Source organism: Saccharibacillus endophyticus, from assembly GCF_013185185.1.
GTDB lineage: Bacteria > Bacillota > Bacilli > Paenibacillales > Paenibacillaceae > Saccharibacillus > Saccharibacillus endophyticus.
This window is the reverse complement of the sequence record NZ_JAAZWE010000001.1, coordinates 1,064,559-1,084,580: the sequence shown is the minus strand read 5'-3', so window position 1 is coordinate 1,084,580 and position 20,022 is coordinate 1,064,559. Positions and strand designations below refer to the sequence as shown.

Sequence of the window (20,022 nt, the reverse complement as noted above, 5' to 3'; positions counted from 1 at the left end):
GTGCGTCTTCAATTTTATTCGGGAGGAACAACATGTCGTTATCGTGGTTATGGAGCCGCGCTCTTTTGACCGATCGCCGGATTCTCTGGTTGCTTTTCATTAGCAATTTGGTAGGTACGGTTTATGGTTATTATTGGTACTGGGGGCAACTGGTCAGTGTTTGGAGCACGCAGCCGGCTTGGCAAATTGTTTTTGTACCGGACAGTCCGACCGGAAGTTTATTCTTTACGCTGGCGCTTCTCGGACTGCTATTCCCTCCTGCTTCTCGTTTGATGCGCGGAGTGGTTCGTTTGATTGAAGCATTGGCGATTGTCACATCCGTTAAATACGGAGTTTGGGCGATCTCTATTATTTTCTGGGATGCTGCGTTGGGCAACCCGATTGAACCGCTCAGTTGGATGCTGATCGCTTCACATGGCGTTATGGCCATAGAAGCCCTGTTGTACGTTCGTTTCTTCAGTTTGGGGACGTTATGGCTGATTCCGGCTGCGATTTGGACGTTCACTAATGACACGGTCGATTATACATATGGCATTTTCCCATATTTGTCGTTGCAGCATCTGGCGATCATCGATCAGGTTCGCAACTTTACGTTCGGATTGACGGCCGTAAGTGTTCTGGCCGGCTGGTTAGCCATTCGCGGCAGCGGGCGCGGCGCGAGGTCGACGGACAGGCCTGAAGACATGTCCTAGGCTACATATCAACCATTGTCTTCAAAATCCCTTTGCGATAACATAGGAAGGAGTGCAGTCCAATATCACCACACACAGAAAGAGGCGAATGCCGGCATGGAAAAGAGCCTAGCCGAGATGCAGCGCGAGGTAGACCGTTATATCTCGCAGTTTAAGGAAGGGTATTTTAGTCCGTTGTCGATGCTCGCCCGGATGACGGAAGAGGTCGGCGAGCTTGCACGGGAAGTCAACCACAGCTTTGGCGAGAAACCGAAAAAAGCCGGAGAAGACGACAACTCGATCGAATTGGAACTCGGCGATATTTTGTTTATCACGCTGTGTTTTGCCAATTCGCTCAACATTGATTTGACTGAGGCCCATGACCGGGTCATGCATAAATTCAACACGCGCGACAAAGACCGTTGGACGCGAATCGACACGGATCCGCAGCAGGAGGAGGAACGACAATGAGCGAGAAAATCAAAGTAGCCGTTACCGGAGCCGGCGGGCGTATGGGACGCGAGGTCGTGAAGATGGTATTGGAGGACGCTTCGCTTGAACTGGTTGCAGCGGTTGATCGTTCAGGGGCAGGTCAGGATGCGGGTGAGCTTGCAGGATTGAAGCCTTGCGGCATTATCGCTGCCTCGGATCTGGATCTGGCCTTGTCGGAAAATAAAGCGGATGTATTGGTGGACTTTACGGTTCCATCCGTCGTCTATGCGAATACCGTTACCGCAATTCGTCACGGCGTTCGTCCGGTTGTAGGCGCGACAGGCTTTACTCCGCAGCAAATTGAAGAATTGGACGGACTTTGCCGAGAAGCGAATATCGGGGGTCTGATTGCTCCGAACTTCTCGATCGGCGCGATTTTGATGATGCAATTTGCCGCGAAGGCCGCCGAATATCTGCCGCATGTCGAAATTATCGAAACGCATGGCGACCAGAAACTGGATGCGCCTTCCGGTACCGCGATCAAAACAGCCGAGCTGATTGCTCAAGGACGCGAAAAAATCAAGCAGGGCAATCCGGACGAGGAAGAAATTTTGCCGGGAGCGCGAGGCGGAGAATATGACGGATTCCGCATTCATAGTTTGCGTTTGCCGGGCGTATTTGCGCAGCAGGAAGTCGTATTCGGCGGATATGGTCAAAGCCTGAAAATCCGTCATGATTCGTATGAGCGAGCCGGCTATATGCCGGGCGTCAATATCGGAATCAAAAAGGTGATGGATTATACGGGAATGGTATATGGTTTCGAGCATTTGATGTAGGACCTTGTCAACTCTTAATCAGAGGATTACGTTCGAATGAAAGGCACGCGTTTCAGGTGCGTTTCAGTCGGGCGTAACCTTTCTTTTAGCGTTGACAAGGTAGTAATTCTTTTAACCAACATAGCCGGAAAGAGGGAACTCGATGAAGATCGCATTTATCGCGCATGACCGCAAAAAAGACGAGATGGTCAATTTCGTTACCGCTTATGAACAGGCCTTCGTAGACTGTCAGCTGTATTCCACGGGAACCACCGGGCAGCGTATCATGGAGGCAACCGGCCTCAATATCCATCGTTTCATGTCCGGACCGCTTGGCGGAGACCAACAGATCGGGGCGCTTGTGGCTGAAAACGAACTGGATCTGATTATTTTCTTGCGTGATCCGTTGATGGCGCAGCCGCACGAGCCGGATATTACGGCCTTGCTTCGGATTTGCGATGTGCAGGGAATCCCGGTAGCCACGAATGTGGCGACTGCCGAAATTCTCGTCAAGGCATTGATGCGCGGCGATTTCGGTTGGCGGGAGCTGGTACATAAGTACAAGCCGGGAATCGAGAGCAATGACTGAGCCGCTCGATATTCTCGTTTTCGGCGCTCATGCCGACGATGCCGAAATCGGCATGGCCGGCACGATCGTCAAACATACGCGCGCGGGCTACCGTGTCGGCATCTGCGACCTTACGCGCGCGGAGATGTCTTCCAACGGCACGGTAGAGCTGCGCCAACAAGAAGCCGAGTCGGCCTCCGCCGTGCTCGGCCTCTCCGTGCGCAGCAATCTCGGCTTGCCGGATCGCGGACTGTTCCGCACGGAAGAGCATATTCGTCGAATCGTCGCCGAAATTCGCAAGTGGGCGCCGCGTATCGTGTTTGCCCCGTACTGGGAAGATCGGCATCCGGATCATATCGCGTGCAGCGGGTTGGTAGAGGAAGCGGTATTCAATGCCAAGCTGCGGCGCTATATGCCCGAGCTGCCTCCGGCGACGGTAAGCCAAACGTATTTTTATTTTATCAATGATCTCGGGCGTGCCGACCTTACGGTTGACGTGACCGAATATTATGCCGAAAAAGAAGCTTCGTTACGCTGTTACGCGTCGCAGTTCACAGGGCCGACGCAAGGTTCGGATGCCGTGGCTACCCCGCTGACCGCGCAGTATGCGGAACGGGTGAAAGCACGCGATTCGCTGCTGGGTCAAAAGTGCGGCATCGGCTACGCGGAGGGCTTCGCATCCCGACTGCCGCACAAGGTTCATCTTTTTTAAAGCGGCGAGAAAGGGGTTCCGGCCTTCATGAAAGACGTACTCAAAATCGGCATCACTTGCTATCCTTCGCTCGGCGGATCGGGCGTAGTGGCAACGGAACTGGGCAAACTGCTGGCGGAAAAAGGACACGAGGTCCATTTTATCACGCATAGCATTCCGTTCCGGCTGGGTGCTTTTCATAAAAATATTCATTATCACGAAGTCGAAGTCAGCGATTATTACGTGTTCCGCTATCCGCCTTACGATTTGTCGCTGGCATCCAAGATGGCTCAAGTGGTCAAAAGGGAAAAGCTCGACATTTTGCACGTCCATTACGCGGTACCGCATGCGGTCTGCGCCTATTTGGCGAAACAAATGGTCGGGGATGATCTCAAAATCGTAACGACGCTGCACGGAACCGATATTACGGTGCTGGGTCAGGATGAGACGCTTAAAGACCTGATCGCCCTTGCCATCAACCGCAGCGACGCGGTGACGGCGGTGTCGGCGGATCTGATCGGACAAACGCGCCAGGCGCTGGATATTACGCGAGACATCGACCTGACGTATAACTTTATCGATAAAAGGGTCTATTATCCGCGCGAAGTATCGACGCTCCGTGCGGAATTTGCGACGCCGGACGAGAAAATCCTGATGCATATCTCGAATTTCCGTCCCGTGAAACGAGTGCCGGACGTCATTGACGTCTTCAATCGGGTCAACCGCGAGATGCCGACGAAGCTGTTGTTAGTGGGCGAAGGACCCGACATGCCGAAAGTGCAAAGCAAAATCCGGGAACTCGGCCTGGAGGAACGCGTGCATTTTCTCGGCAAACAGGACGAGATCGCTCAGGTGATTTCGCTTGCGGATATTTTATTGCTGCCTTCGGAGAAAGAAAGCTTCGGCTTGGTGGCTTTGGAAGCGATGGCCTGCGGCGTGCCGACGGTCGGTTCGGAAGCAGGCGGAATTCCCGAGCTGGTTCAGCACGGCGTGACGGGATACCTGGCTCCGATCGGGGATACGGAAGCGATGGCCGCTTATGCTGTTTCGTTGCTGCGCGATCCGGCGAAAAAAGCGGAGCTGCGCGAAGCTTGCCTGGAGCGCGCCCACACTCAATTTTGCGACCAGAAGATTATGCGGGAATACGAGGACATCTATTACCGGGTGTTGGAGCGTTAGGCTCCGGCCGCGATGATGCAGATAGAGAAAGAAACGGAGTTGAACGATTTGACGCAGTGGAAGCATGCGGATCCGCAGCAGGTGCGGCTTAGCGCAGAGATCCTGCGTACGCTTGAACAAGCGGGCCATACGGCCTGCTGGGTAGGCGGATGCGTTCGCGACGAACTGATCGGGCGTCCGGTTAACGATATGGATATCGCAACATCAGCGCGTCCGGAAGAAGTAGCCGAGCTGTTTGCGCGTACCGTCCCTACAGGGATCGAGCATGGCACGATGACCGTAGTGATGGAGAAGATTCCGTTCGAGGTCACGACTTTTCGGACGGAAACCGATTATAAGGATTTTCGTCGACCGGAGGAAGTCACTTTCGTTCGGTCGCTGGATGAGGATCTTAGGCGTCGCGATTTTACGATGAATGCGATTGCCCGTCTGCCGGATGGGTCGTTTATTGATCCTTACGACGGGCGAATGGACTTGGAACAGGGCGTCATTCGCTGCGTGGGCGATGCTCGAGAGCGGTTTCGCGAAGACGCGCTGCGGATGCTGCGCGGCGTTCGGTTTGCTTCGGTTTTTGATTTTGAACTGGAGTCTAAGACTTGGGAAGCATTGATTGAGCTGCGCGGCAATATGAAGCATATTGCGGCAGAGCGGATCCGTGCGGAATTGGAAAAAATGGTGTCCGGCCCGCGTCCGGCGGACGGTGTACGTCTGTTGGCGCGCAGCGGACTGTTGGCGCATGCCAAAATCCGTCTGACGCCGGAGATGTTGGGAGCTGTGAAGCTTGAAGCGTTAGATGCATTGCGAGGGAAGCCGGAGGAACTACGCTGGGCCGCGCTGCTTGACGGACTTGGTATTCCCGGTGAAGAAGCGGAGCAGGCGCTCAAAAGCTGGACCTTTTCGGGCAGTTTCGCGAAGTCGGTCTCGGCATTGTTGCGAATCGATGAGCTTATGGGAGAAGCGAGGCAAAAGGGGGAGCAGCGCGCGAAGCTCGTTTTTGTCCGCTGTGTACTGGATTTCGGTCGCGCTTCGGTCGGGAATTGGATATCTTACCGCTGCTCGATCGCCGATGATCGCCCGGCTTCATTAGAAGGCGAAACGCTTTGGCTGAAAGAAATTCCCGTGGAATCGGTACGTGAGCTCGCGCTCGGCGGTCACGACGTCGTCGCGCATTTGGATCGTAAACCCGGGTCTTGGCTGGGTTTGCTGATTCGTCGACTGCTTGAAGAAGTTGCGCTTGGACATGTTCCGAACGAGCGTGAAGCTTTACTGGCTGAGATTGTTCGAATAGAAGCAGGCGCAGAAGCAGAAACCGGCAAGGAGGCGAATCCCGAATGACCGATGCAAACAAACCGACGGGGACCGAAGAACCCAAAAGCCGGGATCGACTGCTCGGCATGTTCGAAGCGGCCGAGGGACAGTATCTGTCGGGAGAAGAGATCAGCCGACGTTTAGGCGTAAGCCGTACCGCCGTATGGAAGCAGATTCGCAGGCTGAAAGAAGCCGGATATGTTTTCGACGCTTCGCCGAAGCTCGGTTACCGGTTGGCAGATTCGGATTCGGCACTCGATGCACGTCGCATTCAAGCGGCGTTGACGACATCACGTTTCGGCCGCGAGCTGACCGTGCTGAGCAAGACCGATTCGACGCAGACCGAAGCAGAGAAAAAAGCTCGTGAAGGTGCAGTTGAAGGTACGCTCGTCGTAGCCGAAGAACAGACGTCAGGCCGCGGACGGCAGGGACGGGTTTGGCATTCTCCTCCCGGCCTCGGGGTGTGGATGAGTGCCGTGCTGCGTCCGGAAGGACCGTTGACGACCGTGCCGCAGCTCACTTTGCTCACGGCGGTTGCCGTTTGCCGAGCGGTTCGCGCTGTCAGCGGGGTGGAAGCCGGCATCAAATGGCCGAATGATCTGTTGGCCGACGGGCGCAAGTTGTGCGGCATTTTGCTGGAAGCGGTCGTGGAAGACGGACGCGTTCGGCATTGCATCATGGGCATCGGGATCGACGCGAACCTTAGCGAGAGCGATTATCCCGAAGAACTGCGCAGCAAGGTAACCTCTTTGCGACGTGAATCAGGTGTTGAAGTTGATCGCTCTGCTCTGATTGCGGCGGTCATGAATGAATTCGAAATGCTGTATGAGCTGTATAACGAACGTGGTTTTGAATCGATTCGCCTGCTATGGGAATCTCTTAGCGTGACATTGGGGCGCGAGATCGCCGTACGCGATTTGAAAGGCGAGCGCCGCGGCGTCGCGCATGGTCTTGGCGAGCAGGGAGAGCTTATGATGCGTACAGAGGAAGGGGATATCGTTCCGGTCTATTCGGGAGATATCGAACTCTATCCGGGTACGCGCGCAGCTGACGGATCGCCTGATGGCGAGTAGCTTGACCCAGTTAAATGTAAGGTAGTTATTTTCATGATTGTTCCAGGGTGATTTTCATGCTTGGTTTTGGTATACTGGCGATGTGGAGGCGGTATCGGCGAAATCAGGCCGAACTGCACTGCCGCAAATCGTAGTCTTAGCAAGGCGGTCGCGTGCATGGGCTCTATACGGATCTACGTTTACTTCGAAATCCGACCTGCTTGTCGGGCGGAATATCGAATTGAACGCAGAAGCCGAAGCATGTATCCGGTTGCCCGTATGTACGAAATAGGAAACGAAATGCACCAACCGGGCGAAACATCGCCCAGGCAAGCCCTGCAGTTCTGCTCTGAGCCTAACAAGGACCGAGACAGAAGGGAGAAGCGAATCGTCGCACCCGTTTCTTCTTTACCTTTCGGCCCTTTTGGTGACAGCAAAAGGCTATTTGTGCTGGATGGACTTGTAGATCCGGTGCAAAAGGCCTCCACTATCCACAAAAGGAGCCTGATGACATGGCAGCGAAAAAACCGTTGAACGTAGTCAAGATTCGAAAAATGAAAGAGCAAAATGAACGCCTTACGATGATTACCGCTTACGACTATCCTTCGGCAAAACTTGCGGAGGAAGCAGGCGTCGATATCATTTTGGTCGGCGATTCCCTCGGGAACGTCGTACTGGGTTACGATTCGACGATTCCGGTAACATTGGACGACATGGTGTATCATTCGAGAGCGACGGCGCGCGGAGCGGGAAATACGTTTATCGTGGCCGATATGCCGTTCATGACGTACCACGGAAGCACGGACGAGACACTTAGAGGCGTGCGCCGCCTGATGCAGGAAGGCCATGCGCATGCCGTTAAAATGGAAGGCGGACTTGAGATCGCGGCAGCCGTGAAAAGCATCGTGCAATCCGGCGTGCCGGTGTTGGGCCATATCGGCCTGACGCCGCAGTCGGTCAACACGATCGGCGGCTATCGGGTGCAGGGCAAAGACGCCGCGGATGCCAAGCGGCTGATGGACGAAGCCAAAGCGCTGGAAGCAGCCGGAGCTTTTGCCGTCGTATTGGAACTTGTCGCCGAAGAAACGGCAGCCGCCATTTCGCGCGAATTGTCCATTCCGACGATCGGAATCGGAGCGGGACGCGAATGCGACGGTCAGGTTCTGGTATTCCACGACGTGGTCAAGTACGCCTCTCCTTATATGGAAAAACGATTTGTCAAAACATTCGCCGATGTCGGTTCGCAGATTCGCGGCGGCATCGAAGATTACGTTAATGAAGTGAAAAACGGAGCTTTCCCTGCTGAAAATCACGTGTTCAAAGCAGACGAAGGCGTAAGCGAATCCCTTGATTCGTTGTACGGCGGCGGACGTTCGGAAGAAGCAACGCAGCAAAATGCGCCTTCGGCTTCCGATAAAGAGAAAGTAGGGACGCAAGGATGAGAATCGCCAAGACGATTGCCGAAGTTCGCTCCTTCATCGCCGAATTGCGAGCAGAACGGAGCGATACGGCATCCGGCAGCATCGTAGGATTCGTACCGACGATGGGATATCTGCATGAAGGCCATGCCAGTCTGCTGCGCCGTTCGCGGCAGGAAAGCGGGATTTCGGTACTCAGCATCTTCGTCAATCCGATCCAATTCGGGCCGAACGAAGATCTTGACCGCTACCCGCGCAGCGAAGAAGCCGATCTGAAGCTGGCCGAGCGTGAAGGCGTGGACGTTGTGTTCCTGCCTTCGGTGGCCGAGATGTATCCGGAAGAGCGCAGGACGACCGTGACCGTTACGGGGGTCACGGAGCGTCTGTGCGGCGCTTCGCGCCCCGGACATTTTGACGGCGTGGCCACGGTGGTATCGAAGTTGTTCAACATCGTCAAGCCGGATCAAGCTTTTTTCGGCGCGAAAGATGCCCAGCAGGTAGCCGTGCTTCAGAAGATGGTCAACGATCTGAACATGGATATCGAGATCATTCCTTGTCCCATCATTAGGGAGGAAGACGGCTTGGCGCTCAGTTCACGCAACGTTTATCTGAGCGAGGAACAACGCCGCGAAGCACTTGTGCTCTCGCGTTCGTTACGAACAGCATCGCTGCGGATCGAAAGCGATGCCGCTGTGACACCCGAGCTGATTATGGCGGAGGTGACAACGGCGATTCAAGAATCGCCGTTGGCCGAGATCGATTATGTGGACCTGCTGACTTTTCCGAATCTGGAACCGCTGGATGAACAAGACGGTTTTACAAAGCTGCGTGCGTCGGAAGGTTCGATTATTTTGGCCTTGGCGGTCAAATTCGGCTCTACGCGTCTGATTGATAACACGATTATGAAGCTCAAGGAGGTTCCTTTGCATGTATAGAACCATGATGAAATCCAAGATCCATCGCGCAACCGTCACGGAAGCGAACCTGAACTATGTCGGCAGCATCACCATTGACGAAGATTTGATGGAAGCGGCCGATTTGTTGGAAAATGAAAAAGTGCAAATCGTCGATAATAACAACGGCGAACGCTTGGAAACCTATGTGATTCCGGGCGAGCGCGGAAGCGGCGTGATCTGCTTGAACGGCGCGGCGGCACGCCGCGTACAGCCTGGCGATACCGTCATTATCATTTCGTATGCTTCGATGTCGAACGAGGAAGCTTTGACGCATGAGCCTACGGTCGTCTTCGTGGATGCGGGCAATCGCGCGGTCGAGACGGCTGCCAAGGAAGTTCACGCAACGATCCGTTAAATAGCGACCGGATATTTTTGTAATCGGATATGCATCCCGGCGGCGGCTCCGGCGATCCTTGACAGAAGGGTCGTTCGGCAGCCGCCTTTTGTGCCGACAGGCGGCCAGGGCCTATTCGCAAACTCCTCCTTTTTCGGACTTCAAGAAGTGGTGAACAGTTTCCCAAACTGCTGTTTGTCTGGTATGCTGGTAAGGAAAACCGATTGAAAGGATTTATCGACACCATGAAATTTGCCGTGCTGGATTTTGAAACGACGGGCACTCAGGCATCGGATGCCATCATCCAGATCGGGCTGAGCGTCATCGACCATGATCTGCAGATCGTGGAGACCTACCAATCCCTGGTCAATCCCGGCGTCCCGCTCCCTCCGTTCATTGCTGAACTGACGGGAATCCGCGAAGAACAGCTCGGCGAGGCTCCGGGACTGGACGAAGCGATCATCGGGATGATTCCGCTTCTTGACGATGCCGTTCTGATCGGACACAATGTGGCGTTCGATTTCGGATTTTTGCAGCGTGCGCTTGACCAGACCGGATATTTGCCGTTTACCGGACGAATTCTGGATACGATTGACCTGCTGCGCATTTTGTACCCTTCGATTACGAGCTACCAGCTTGGCGCAGTCGCATCGCAGTTCGGCGTTCCTCACGAACGACCGCACCAGGCGGATAGCGATGCGTTGGCAACGGCGCACGTTTTTTTGCACTGCTTGGAGGAAGCCAGATCGCTACCGCTTATTACGCTTCAACGCGTAGCGGAACTGCTTGAAGGAGACAGCGATCTGGGTTGGTTTTTCCAGACGTTGGTCGAAGAGAAAGAGCTTGAAGAATTGCCGGACGGCGGAGAGTTCAAGTTCTATCGCCAATTTGCGCTGAAAGCCGGAGAGTGGGCGGAAGTTCCGCCCGCGCGAGAAATTCGGGACGGTAATCCGCTTGAAGACCTTTCGTTCGCGGATTTTCTGGAGCAGGTGCAGGATAACCTGCGCGCGGAATTGCCGGGTTACGAGGAACGCGAATCGCAGAACATGATGTTCGGCAAAGTGCAGGAAGCGTTCGGAAGCGACAAACATCTTTTGATCGAGGCGGGAACGGGAACGGGCAAATCGCTCGGCTATCTGATTCCGTCCATTTACGAGAGCGTACGTAATGATCGCAAAGTCATGATCAGCACGCATACGATCAACTTGCAGGAGCAGCTGCGCGAACGCGATGTACCGTTATTGACGCGAGTGGTTCCTTTCGAGTTCCGCGCTTCCGTGTTCAAAGGTCGTCAGCATTATTTGTGCATGCGCAAACTGGAGCAAAAAATCGACCGGCGCGAATTCGTGCATCCGGCGGACGATGCGATGACGTCGGCGCAGCTCGTCGTCTGGTTGACGCGAACGCAGAGCGGCGACGACGAGGAGCTGAACCTGGGAATCGGTCGCGGACAAGACTTCTGGGATACGGTGGCGAGCGAGACGGACTCCTGTCTGGGACGGGCTTGTCCGTGGTTTAGAAGCTGCTTCTATTACCGGGCCAAGCATGAAGCGTCGATGGCCGATGTCGTCGTGACGAACCATTCCAAGTTGTTCTCCGACGTGAAGGCCGACGATCAGCTATTGCCGGCCTACGAGCGGCTTGTCATCGACGAAGCGCATCATCTTGAGGACGTAGCGGGTAAGCATCTGGGGCTGCATTTGAAATATTTTTCGTTGGTCCATTCGATGACCCGCTTGTATAAAGACTCGAAAAACGGCCAACTTTCAGCATTGCGTCAGCTCCTTGGCCGTCTGGGTCACGAGAAAACCAATGACTGGACCCGGGCCATCGATGACGTGATTCCCGAGTTGATCGATGCGAAGGAAAGCTGGGACAAGCTGACCGAGCTGCTCTATACGCTGCTGCCGGATCGGGCAGACCCGTCGGCGCCCGAAGCGGGGCAGCATACGCTGCGTTTGACGGCGGGCGAATATCCGAAAGGATGGGATACGCTGTCGACGCTCGAAGACCAGATTTACGTGGGACTCGGGGAGGCTGTAAGGCGCGGCGAACGCATGGCGGCTTCCGTCAAGGAAGACAGCGGCGATTATACGGCCGAAGGTCTGGCAACGGATATTTCCGGTCTGCTCAAGGATCTGTCGGAGGCCAGAGAGTCGCTGCGATTCTTTATGCGGCTTGATGACGGAAGTACGGTGTATTGGCTGGAAGGAAGTTCGCAATTCAAAAGCAAGTCGTTACAGTTGTATGCGGTGCCGATCGATGTCAGCGCCCAACTGCAACAGCACTTTTTCGATAAAAAGAAAAGCATTGTTCTTACCTCGGCCACATTGGCCGTGGACAAAAAGTTCGAGTATATGATCGATCAACTGGGGCTTCGGGAATCGGCTTCGCAAAAAAGGCTGTTAACGGAAGTGCTGCCGTCTCCTTTCAATTATCGGGAGCAGGCGCTTTTGATCGTTCCGAGAGATTTTCCGAGCGTCAGAGGTCAGAATGCCGACGCCGGATTTTTGGCGGCCTTGACCGATTCGCTGGCGCGTACGGCGGAAGCGACCCAAGGACGCATGCTTGTGCTGTTCACGTCATATCGGATGCTGCGTCAGGTCTACGAACCGTTAAAAGAGCTGCTGGCTGCTTCAGGCATTTCAATTATCGGTCAAGGCGTGGACAGCGGAAGCCGGAGTCGATTGACCCGGCGTTTCATGGATAATCCGAAGACCGTTTTATTGGGTACGAGCAGTTTCTGGGAAGGGGTGGACATCCCGGGCGACGCGTTGACCTGCTTGGCCATCGTCCGCCTGCCTTTCCAGCCGCCGAGCCATCCGCTGCTGGAGGCCAAAAGCGAGCTGCTTAAGCGCCAGAATCTCAATCCGTTCATGAAGCTCTCCGTCCCGCAGGCGGTCATTCGTTTCAAGCAGGGCTTCGGCCGCTTGGTGCGGACGCGCCGCGACCGCGGGATCGTCATCGTGTACGATACGCGCGTGATTGAGTCTTATTACGGCAAATACTTTTTATACTCGCTTCCCGGCCCGAAAATGGAGCATATGACTCTCGACCAGATCGTGCCGAGAGTCGAGGAATGGTTGGAGCCGGAAGCAAAGGCGGATTAATTTTTTTCCCTGGGAGGGACCTTGAATGAAAGCGGAAAAAATTTCGGAAGCCGTCGTTCGCAGACTTCCCGTTTATTTGCGTCACCTGACCGAATTGCACAAACGCGAAGTGATGACCGTGTCGTCGCAAGAGCTTGGACAGAAGTTGGATCTCAATCCGGCTCAAATCCGTAAGGATCTTGCTTATTTCGGGGATTTCGGCCGGAAGGGCATCGGTTACGACGTGTCTTATCTGATCGAGAAAATTCGCCATATCCTCAAGCTGGACCGTCAGATCAACGTTGCGTTGATCGGGGCCGGCAATTTGGGTCACGCGCTGTCCAACTACAACATGTACCTGAAAGAAAGCATGAAGATCGTGGCCGTTTTCGACTCCTATACGCCGAAGATCGGAACCAAGATCAATATGCTGACCGTGCAGCCGATCGAGGAATTGAAAAAAACGGTGATCGAAAAAGGCATTCGCGTAGGGATCATCACGGTTCCGGATTCGGAAGCGCAGCGCGTTGCCGACCAGTTGGTGGAAGCGGGAGTCGAAGCGATTCTGAACTTTGCGCCGACGGTGCTTAAAGTGCCGGCCGAAGTACGGATTCATGCGGCCGACTTCACTACCGATTTGCTGAGCCTGGCTTATTATCTCGACAACGGAAAGGAAACCGAAGTCCATGACAACGACAAACAACCCGAAAAAGTGGATCATTAGAAACGGCGTATTCGCGACGGCCGAGCAAGGAGGCGTCGTGCACGGCTGCATGATCATTGACGGCGGCACGATCGCGTACATCGGAACCGAAGAGCCGGAGGACGCGCGCGATTTGCCGGCTGTTGACGGTAAGGGATTGCTCTTCATGCCGGGCTTGGTAAACAGTCACGGGCACACGGCGATGTCGCTGCTGCGGGGTTACGGCGACGACATGGTGCTGCAGGAATGGCTGCAAACCAAAATGTGGCCGATGGAAGCCAAATTCACCTCGAACGACGTATATTGGGGCAGTTCCCTGTCCATCGTGGAAATGCTCAAAAGCGGTACCACGACGTTCCTCGATATGTACGATCATATGGACCGCGTAGCGGAAGCCGTAGAAAAATCCGGCATGCGCGCTTCGTTGACGCGCGGCGTCATCGGCTTGTGTTCGGAAGAAGAGCAGGAGCGCAAATTGGCGGATGCCGTCTCGTTCGCGAAAACCTGGCACGGCGGGGCGGACGGCCGCATCACGGTCATGATGTCTCCGCATGCGCCTTATACCTGTCCGCCGGCTTACATCGAGCGCTTTGTTCAAGCCGCGCATGATCTGGATCTGCCTTTGCACACGCATATGTCGGAAACGGCGGCGGAAGTGGAACAGAACGTGCGCGAATACGGCCTTCGTCCGGTGGCGCATCTGGAAAAGCTGGGCTTCTTCTCCCGTCCGTCGATGGTTGCGCATGCCGTGCATTTGACCGACGAAGAGATCGAAGTGCTTGCAGCCAACAAGGTAGCGGTGTCCCATAATCCGGGCAGCAACCTCAAATTGGCGAGCGGCGTGGCGAAAGTCCCGCAAATGCTCAAAGCAGGCGTAGTGGTCTCGCTCGGCACGGACAGTTCGGCAAGCAATAACAATCTGGACATGTTCGAAGAGATGCGTCTTGCGGCGCTGATCCACAAAGGCGTATCCGGCGACCCGACGGCCGTCCCTGCGCTGGAAGCTTTGCGGATGGGAACTTTGTACGGGGCTCGGTCGTTGTACCTCGAGAATCTGGGTACGCTGGCCGCAGGCATGAAAGCAGACTTTATCGCCCTGGATATCGAACAGGCGCATTTCGTGCCTCGCACGGATTACGTTTCGCACGCCGTGTATTCGGCAGCCGGGCAGGACGTACGTCATGTCTGGGTGAACGGTCGCCAGATCGTGAAGAACCGCGAATGCCTGACCCTGGACGAAGAGAAAATCCGGTTCGAAGCGCAGGCCTCTTTCGAAGGGCTGTTAGCTCGATAAACCGGACACCGGGAGGAACGACAACGTGAGCAAGCGCGCAAAACTCATTTTGCTGGTTGTGCTCATCCTTTTGATCCTGCTCTCGGGAGCGTATTTGTATTACACCATTTCGATGCAGGATCGAACGAGCGAGCGCAATGCGGCAATCGCGGCAGCGCGTACCCAAGCACAATTAACCGAAGTCGAGCGGGCCGATAAATGGGTCTGGGGAGAAAACTCGATCTTCTGGGTTGTATTGGGGACGACTGCGGCAGGCGAAGAAGAATATGTATGGATGAAATACAAGTCGGACGGTACGCCGGCCGAAGGGCAGAACGCACTGCGGACTCTGCCGCTCGCGGGAACCGTTACGCGCGATGATATGCGCAGCCGATTCGAAGCCGAGCTTCCGGACGCGAAATTGATTCGCCTTCTGCCGGGCGTATACAGCAATCAATACGTATGGCAGATTTTTTACGAACAGAACGATACTCGTTATTACCGATTCTACAATCTCAAAGACGGCAGCGAGGTCGGGCAACCTTCCGCTTTGCCGAAATGGTAGGAAGTATTTCCGCCTTTTGATTCATTGTTCCGGTAAAAAAGGCCTTTCCCTTGGGGGAAAGGCCTTTTTGTGCAGTTCATGCTGCTTTTTGTAAGGAATCGTCGTTTTTGCTCGCTTTTGCAGGATTGCTTTAAATCGTTCATGTTCCCGCAAAACGCTTTTTCGGTCTAAAACCGTGCCGAGCAAGCATCCGGGAACGCGTACGCGAATTAGAAAATGGGAAAACGGTGTGATATACTTATTCTCAACAAGGGTTTAAATTTGGATAAAAGAAGGAAAACGAAGGTTCGGTTTAAACGGTAAACAAACGCCGAAAAAGCATTTTTTCGCAAAAATGCCGGAAAAACAGATGGATGTTGGATTCTGCTCTGCCCGATGCTTACACATACAGCAAGAAGAGGAGAAATGCCCATTGAAAATTCGTGTGCTGCCTATTGTCGTTACTGCCGCATTATCGCTCATCCTTCTGCTCGGAGGATGGTTCATGTATCGTCAAACTGCTCTTGAGCGTCCTATTGAAAAAATGCTTACGAATTATCCGGGCGTTACCAGCGCCCAAGCTCATATTACCCAAAAGCAGGCCGTATTGAAACTCGATCTGGAATCGAATGTGGATTTGCGCGGAATGATCGCCCAGCTTCGCAAAGAACAAGGTTCTTTGCTCGAAGGACGTTCGATCAAGTTGGACATTGCCGACCACTCGACGCCGGAGATCGAAGAGCTTTGGAAGCAAGCTTCGTTCTCGGTTGCCGAAGCGATGGCTAACAAGCGATATACGATGATTCCCGATACGTTAGCCGAAATTCAAAACGAAAATAACGGATATACCATTTCCAGCGATATGGATGACCGCTACGTTTACGTTGCCTTAAGTTCCGCGTCGGACAAGAAGGCCAACAAATATATCATTCTGCCGCTGGCCGCGGCGACCGGAACAGGAGGACAATACAATGCCTAAATGGACAATGGAAGTGTTGATCGGTTTTGCAGCGGCGTTCGTGATCTTCCTGGGTCTTATCGGAGTCAATATTATGCCAATCGCGGTGATGGCACTGATCGGCGTGGGAATCTTCGCGGTTTTGCAAATGCGCGGCGGCTTGGCCGTAGGCGCTGCTCAGGATCGCAAGCGAAAAAAGCAAAAGCCCGAAAAATTCACGTTCGAACAGATCGGCGGACAAGACAACTCCAAGCAAGAGCTGCGCGAAGCTTTGGATTTTTTGATCAAGCATGAAGAAATCAAAAAGCTCGGCATTCGTCCGTTGAAGGGCATTTTGTTGACGGGCCCTCCGGGAACGGGAAAGACGCTGATGGCGAAAGCCGCGGCCCATTATACGGACTCGGTCTTCGTTGCCGCTTCGGGCAGCGATTTCGTTGAAATGTACGTAGGCGTGGGCGCGGGACGCATCCGTGATTTGTTCAAGGATGCCCGTACCCGCGCGGCGCAGGAAAAAAAGCAAAGCGCCATTATTTTCATCGACGAGATCGACGTGATCGGCGGCAAGCGGGAAGGCGGGCAGCAGCGCGAGTATGATCAGACGCTGAACCAGCTGCTGACCGAAATGGACGGCATCTACAACAACGACGAGCCGCGCATTTTGGTTATTGCCGCAACGAACCGCAAAGAGATGCTGGATGCCGCGCTGCTTCGCCCCGGTCGTTTTGACCGTCATATTCAGGTTGATTTGCCGGATAAAAAAGGTCGCAAGCATATTTTGGAACTGCACGCCAAAAGCCGCCCGGTATCGCCGGATGCCGACCTGGACCGCATTGCCGAAGAAGCGTATGGTTTTTCCGGCGCACAGCTCGAAAGCGTGATGAACGAAGCGGCAATCTATGCGATGCGCGACAAGCAGGCCGTGATCGACCAAAAGCATTTGTCGCGCGCGATCGATAAAGTGATGCTGGGCGAGAAAACGGATCGCGAGACGAGCGCGGACGAAAAACGCCGCGTGGCGATTCATGAACTCGGACATGCCATCATGGCTGAAGTATTGCGTCCGGGCAGCGTCAGCCAGGTCGCTCTCAGCCCGCGCGGACAAGCGCTGGGGTATGTGCGTCATAATCCTCAAAAGGAACAATATTTGTATACCAAGCAGTTCCTTGAAGAACAGATCATGATTGCGTTGGCAGGCTCCGCTGCGGAAGAATTGTATTACGGCGGCCGCAGTACCGGCTCGCGCGGAGATTTTGAGCAGGCATTGGACCTGGTTGAAAACATGATCGTATCCGGTCTGACGGATCTGGGGATCGTCAGCCTGAAGATGTTGACCAAAGAAGAATTAATGAAGCATAACGATAAGATTTTGCGCGTCTTGACCGAATCTACGCGAAATGAACTGGATCGGTATCGGAAAGTATTCGAAGGTTCGTTGGATATTTTGATGCATGAAGAAGTTCTTTCGGGCGAGCAGTTCCGTGCCCAATTTCGTGAGCTTACGCAGCTGCCCGCGTAATATGACTTGATTTGAATCGCGTTCATAATAGACATCCTGTTCATTTAGCCGAGGACTCCAACTGAAGTTGGGGGCCTTGGCTTTTGACATTTTCTTGCGCGGCTTCGAACGATTTGCGTTAAAAAGCAGCAGCGGGCCTTTTTTTGTCCCGACTTCACAAAATATCCGCAACTGCTTCGTCGCTCGGCGGCTTGGCAGGCTTATGATAGAAATGTGTGTCCGCGTACGGTCGACAATGTCCGTTTGAACTCTTGCTATAATTTCTTTGCATTTCCGAATATTTTTAAGCCGCAATTTCTTTTTTACATTTCGGTTATGCTAAGATATGATTAGATGTTGGGAATGCAAGACGCTCATGTCGGCTGTAGGAGTGGACAATCTTGCAGGAGAGACCAGAAAGGATGAATACTAGAGATGAATTTCAAAAAAATAGGCGTCGTCGGCGGAGGGGTCATGGGACAAGGCATCGCAGAAATGCTTGCCTCCAGAGGCCTTGATGTCCTGCTCGTAGAGAAAAATAACGAGAAGCTGGACTATTCGTACGGCATGATCGAAACAAGCCTAGACAAAAAGCTTGAAAAATGGGGCATTACCCCGGCAGAGAAAAAGCTTACGCTGTCGAGAATTTCCAAAGTGACCCATTTCGCGGAGCTCGGTTCTTGCGATCTGGTCATTGAAACGATCTCGGAAGACTTGGAAGCGAAAAAAGCGGTATTTGCCCAGTTGGATCAAGTGTGCCCGAGCCATATTACGTTGGCAAGCAACACGTCCGCGCTGAGCCTGACCGAAATCGGCAGTTCCACGCTCCATCCGGAACGCGTTATCGGCATGCACTTTATTTACCCGGTCGCTTCGATCAACCTGGTCGAATTGATTCGCGGCTTGAAAACATCGGATGCGACATTCGAAGCAACGAAGAACTTCGTGGAAGAAACGCTGGAGAAAAAAGGCGTGACCGTTTACGAATCTCCGGGCTTTGTTTCGACCCGCCTGATCTGCACGCTGATCAACGAAGCTTTGCATGTGCTTGAAGAAGGCGTGGCTTCGGCCGAAGATATCGACGACGCAATGCGCATCGGCTACCAATTCAACCGCGGACCGCTCGAAATGTGCGACCGTTTCGGTCTGGATTCGGTGCTTGCAGCACTCGACGGCATGTTCCGCGAATACGGCGATCTGAAGTACCGTCCAGCAATCATCTTGAAAAAGATGGTGCGCGCAGGACATCTCGGCACGAAGACCGGCGAAGGTTTCTTCAAGTACGACAAGGATGGTGACAGACTGTGAAAGTACTCGTAATCAACTCGGGGAGTTCCTCGCTTAAATACCAACTGTATGATATGACGGATGAATCCGTCCTGGCTAAAGGCCTGGTAGAGCGGATCGGCATGGATTCGTCCATTCTGACGCATAAACCGACCGGTAAAGACGAAGTCGTGGAAGTCAGCGAAATTCTTGAACACAACACGGCGATCCGCAAAGTTATCGACAAGCTGACGGACAGCGTACACGGCGTATTGTCGAGCGTTGATGAGATCAATGCGATCGGCCACCGCGTCGTGCACGGCGGCGAGTTCTTCAACGAATCCGCACTCGTGGACAAAGAAGCGAAAAAGAATATCCGTGCCCTGATCGACCTGGCGCCGCTGCACAACCCTGCGGCCGTCATGGGGATCGAAGCTTCGGAAATCAACATGCCTGGCGTCCCGCAGGTCGTCGTATTCGACACCGCGTTCCACCAAACGATGCCGGAAAAAGCGTACCTGTACGCGATTCCGCGCGTTCTTTACAACAAATACAAAGTGCGTCGTTACGGTTTCCACGGCACATCGCACTACTACGTAAGCCTTGCGGCAGCCGAGTTCCTGAACAAGCCGATCGAAGATCTGAAGATCATCACGGCGCATATCGGCAACGGCGGCAGCTTGACGGCGATCCAGGGCGGCATTTCCGTCGATACGTCCATGGGCATGACTCCGCTTGAAGGTCTGATGATGGGCACGCGTTCCGGCGACCTCGATCCTGCCATCGTGCCTTACGTGATGAACAAGGAAGAGCTGAGCGTAAGCGAAGTGAACTCCATGCTCAACAAACACAGCGGATTGCTTGCAATCTCGGGCGTAAGCAGCGATATGCGCGACATTACGGACGGCTGGGAAAAAGGCGAAGCGAACGCGACGCTGGCTTTCGAAATGTACGAATACCGTTTGCGCAAGTATATCGGTTCGTATGCGGCCGCGATGAACGGCGTAGACGTGCTGATCTTCACCGCAGGCGTCGGCGAAAATTCGGCCATCGTGCGTAAAGCGGTCTGCGACAACCTGTCGTATCTCGGCATCGAGATCGACGAAGAATTGAACAAAATCCGTTCCGGCGACGCGCGTCGTATCTCCACTCCGAATTCGAAAGTGGAAGTACTGGTCGTTCCGACGAACGAAGAGCTCGTGATCGCCCGCGATACGTTCCGTATCGTAGAAGAAAGCAAAGCTTAACATAGAGGAGAGGAATGACTTCC

General features: G+C 54.0%; 19 protein-coding genes. All 19 read left to right on the top strand.

Annotated elements, in window-relative coordinates; genetic code table 11:
* Positions 1-32: 32 nt before the first annotated feature.
* The 19 genes from HRQ63_RS04825 to HRQ63_RS04735 all read left to right on the top strand — a co-directional run bounded on the left by HRQ63_RS04825 (position 33) and on the right by HRQ63_RS04735 (position 19,999).
* Complete coding sequence (locus HRQ63_RS04825; RefSeq protein ID WP_172239891.1) at positions 33-692, top strand: DUF1405 domain-containing protein; 660 nt, start codon at positions 33-35, stop codon at positions 690-692.
* Between the two features lie 96 nt (positions 693-788).
* Positions 789-1,142 (top strand): nucleotide pyrophosphohydrolase, encoded by a 354-nt coding sequence (locus tag HRQ63_RS04820; protein WP_172239888.1) that lies wholly within the window; start codon positions 789-791, stop codon positions 1,140-1,142.
* On the top strand, positions 1,139-1,939 hold the full coding sequence (dapB, locus tag HRQ63_RS04815) for a 4-hydroxy-tetrahydrodipicolinate reductase (RefSeq protein ID WP_172239885.1): 801 nt from the start codon (positions 1,139-1,141) through the stop codon (positions 1,937-1,939). Before HRQ63_RS04820 ends, dapB begins: the two co-directional genes overlap by 4 nt.
* A gap of 142 nt (positions 1,940-2,081) precedes the next feature.
* Positions 2,082-2,507 carry a methylglyoxal synthase gene (gene mgsA, locus HRQ63_RS04810; RefSeq protein ID WP_172239882.1) on the top strand — a complete coding sequence of 142 codons (426 nt, stop codon included), beginning with the start codon at positions 2,082-2,084 and terminating at the stop codon, positions 2,505-2,507.
* Positions 2,500-3,198 (top strand): bacillithiol biosynthesis deacetylase BshB1, encoded by a 699-nt coding sequence (bshB1, locus tag HRQ63_RS04805; protein ID WP_172239879.1) that lies wholly within the window; start codon positions 2,500-2,502, stop codon positions 3,196-3,198. The genes mgsA and bshB1 overlap by 8 nt, the downstream gene beginning before the upstream one ends.
* A gap of 27 nt (positions 3,199-3,225) precedes the next feature.
* Positions 3,226-4,356 (top strand): N-acetyl-alpha-D-glucosaminyl L-malate synthase BshA, encoded by a 1,131-nt coding sequence (bshA, locus tag HRQ63_RS04800; RefSeq protein ID WP_172239876.1) that lies wholly within the window; start codon positions 3,226-3,228, stop codon positions 4,354-4,356.
* 12 nt (positions 4,357-4,368) lie between these two features.
* Positions 4,369-5,691, top strand: coding sequence for a CCA tRNA nucleotidyltransferase (locus tag HRQ63_RS04795; protein ID WP_229714065.1), 1,323 nt, complete (start codon positions 4,369-4,371; stop codon positions 5,689-5,691).
* Positions 5,688-6,737 carry a biotin--[acetyl-CoA-carboxylase] ligase gene (locus HRQ63_RS04790; RefSeq protein WP_172239873.1) on the top strand — a complete coding sequence of 350 codons (1,050 nt, stop codon included), beginning with the start codon at positions 5,688-5,690 and terminating at the stop codon, positions 6,735-6,737. Before HRQ63_RS04795 ends, HRQ63_RS04790 begins: the two co-directional genes overlap by 4 nt.
* A 491-nt stretch (positions 6,738-7,228) precedes the next feature.
* Positions 7,229-8,158 carry a 3-methyl-2-oxobutanoate hydroxymethyltransferase gene (gene panB, locus HRQ63_RS04785; RefSeq protein ID WP_172239870.1) on the top strand — a complete coding sequence of 310 codons (930 nt, stop codon included), beginning with the start codon at positions 7,229-7,231 and terminating at the stop codon, positions 8,156-8,158.
* Positions 8,155-9,069 carry a pantoate--beta-alanine ligase gene (gene panC, locus HRQ63_RS04780; RefSeq protein WP_172239867.1) on the top strand — a complete coding sequence of 305 codons (915 nt, stop codon included), beginning with the start codon at positions 8,155-8,157 and terminating at the stop codon, positions 9,067-9,069. The genes panB and panC overlap by 4 nt, the downstream gene beginning before the upstream one ends.
* Entirely contained in the window at positions 9,062-9,445 is a 384-nt protein-coding gene (gene panD / locus HRQ63_RS04775) for an aspartate 1-decarboxylase (RefSeq protein WP_172239864.1), read from the top strand. Before panC ends, panD begins: the two co-directional genes overlap by 8 nt.
* A gap of 224 nt (positions 9,446-9,669) precedes the next feature.
* Entirely contained in the window at positions 9,670-12,534 is a 2,865-nt protein-coding gene (gene dinG / locus HRQ63_RS04770; RefSeq protein ID WP_172239861.1) for an ATP-dependent DNA helicase DinG, read from the top strand.
* 25 nt (positions 12,535-12,559) lie between these two features.
* On the top strand, positions 12,560-13,237 hold the full coding sequence (locus HRQ63_RS04765; protein WP_172239858.1) for a redox-sensing transcriptional repressor Rex: 678 nt from the start codon (positions 12,560-12,562) through the stop codon (positions 13,235-13,237).
* Complete coding sequence (locus tag HRQ63_RS04760; protein ID WP_172239855.1) at positions 13,200-14,510, top strand: amidohydrolase; 1,311 nt, start codon at positions 13,200-13,202, stop codon at positions 14,508-14,510. Before HRQ63_RS04765 ends, HRQ63_RS04760 begins: the two co-directional genes overlap by 38 nt.
* A 25-nt stretch (positions 14,511-14,535) precedes the next feature.
* Positions 14,536-15,054, top strand: coding sequence for a DUF5590 domain-containing protein (locus tag HRQ63_RS04755; protein ID WP_172239852.1), 519 nt, complete (start codon positions 14,536-14,538; stop codon positions 15,052-15,054).
* A gap of 412 nt (positions 15,055-15,466) precedes the next feature.
* On the top strand, positions 15,467-16,012 hold the full coding sequence (locus tag HRQ63_RS04750) for a hypothetical protein (protein ID WP_172239849.1): 546 nt from the start codon (positions 15,467-15,469) through the stop codon (positions 16,010-16,012).
* Positions 16,005-17,507, top strand: a complete 1,503-nt coding sequence (locus tag HRQ63_RS04745) for an AAA family ATPase (protein ID WP_172239846.1) — start codon at positions 16,005-16,007, stop codon at positions 17,505-17,507. Before HRQ63_RS04750 ends, HRQ63_RS04745 begins: the two co-directional genes overlap by 8 nt.
* A gap of 414 nt (positions 17,508-17,921) precedes the next feature.
* Positions 17,922-18,794 (top strand): 3-hydroxyacyl-CoA dehydrogenase family protein, encoded by an 873-nt coding sequence (locus HRQ63_RS04740; RefSeq protein WP_037289189.1) that lies wholly within the window; start codon positions 17,922-17,924, stop codon positions 18,792-18,794.
* Positions 18,791-19,999, top strand: a complete 1,209-nt coding sequence (locus HRQ63_RS04735; RefSeq protein WP_172239843.1) for an acetate/propionate family kinase — start codon at positions 18,791-18,793, stop codon at positions 19,997-19,999. The genes HRQ63_RS04740 and HRQ63_RS04735 overlap by 4 nt, the downstream gene beginning before the upstream one ends.
* Positions 20,000-20,022 lie beyond the last annotated feature (23 nt).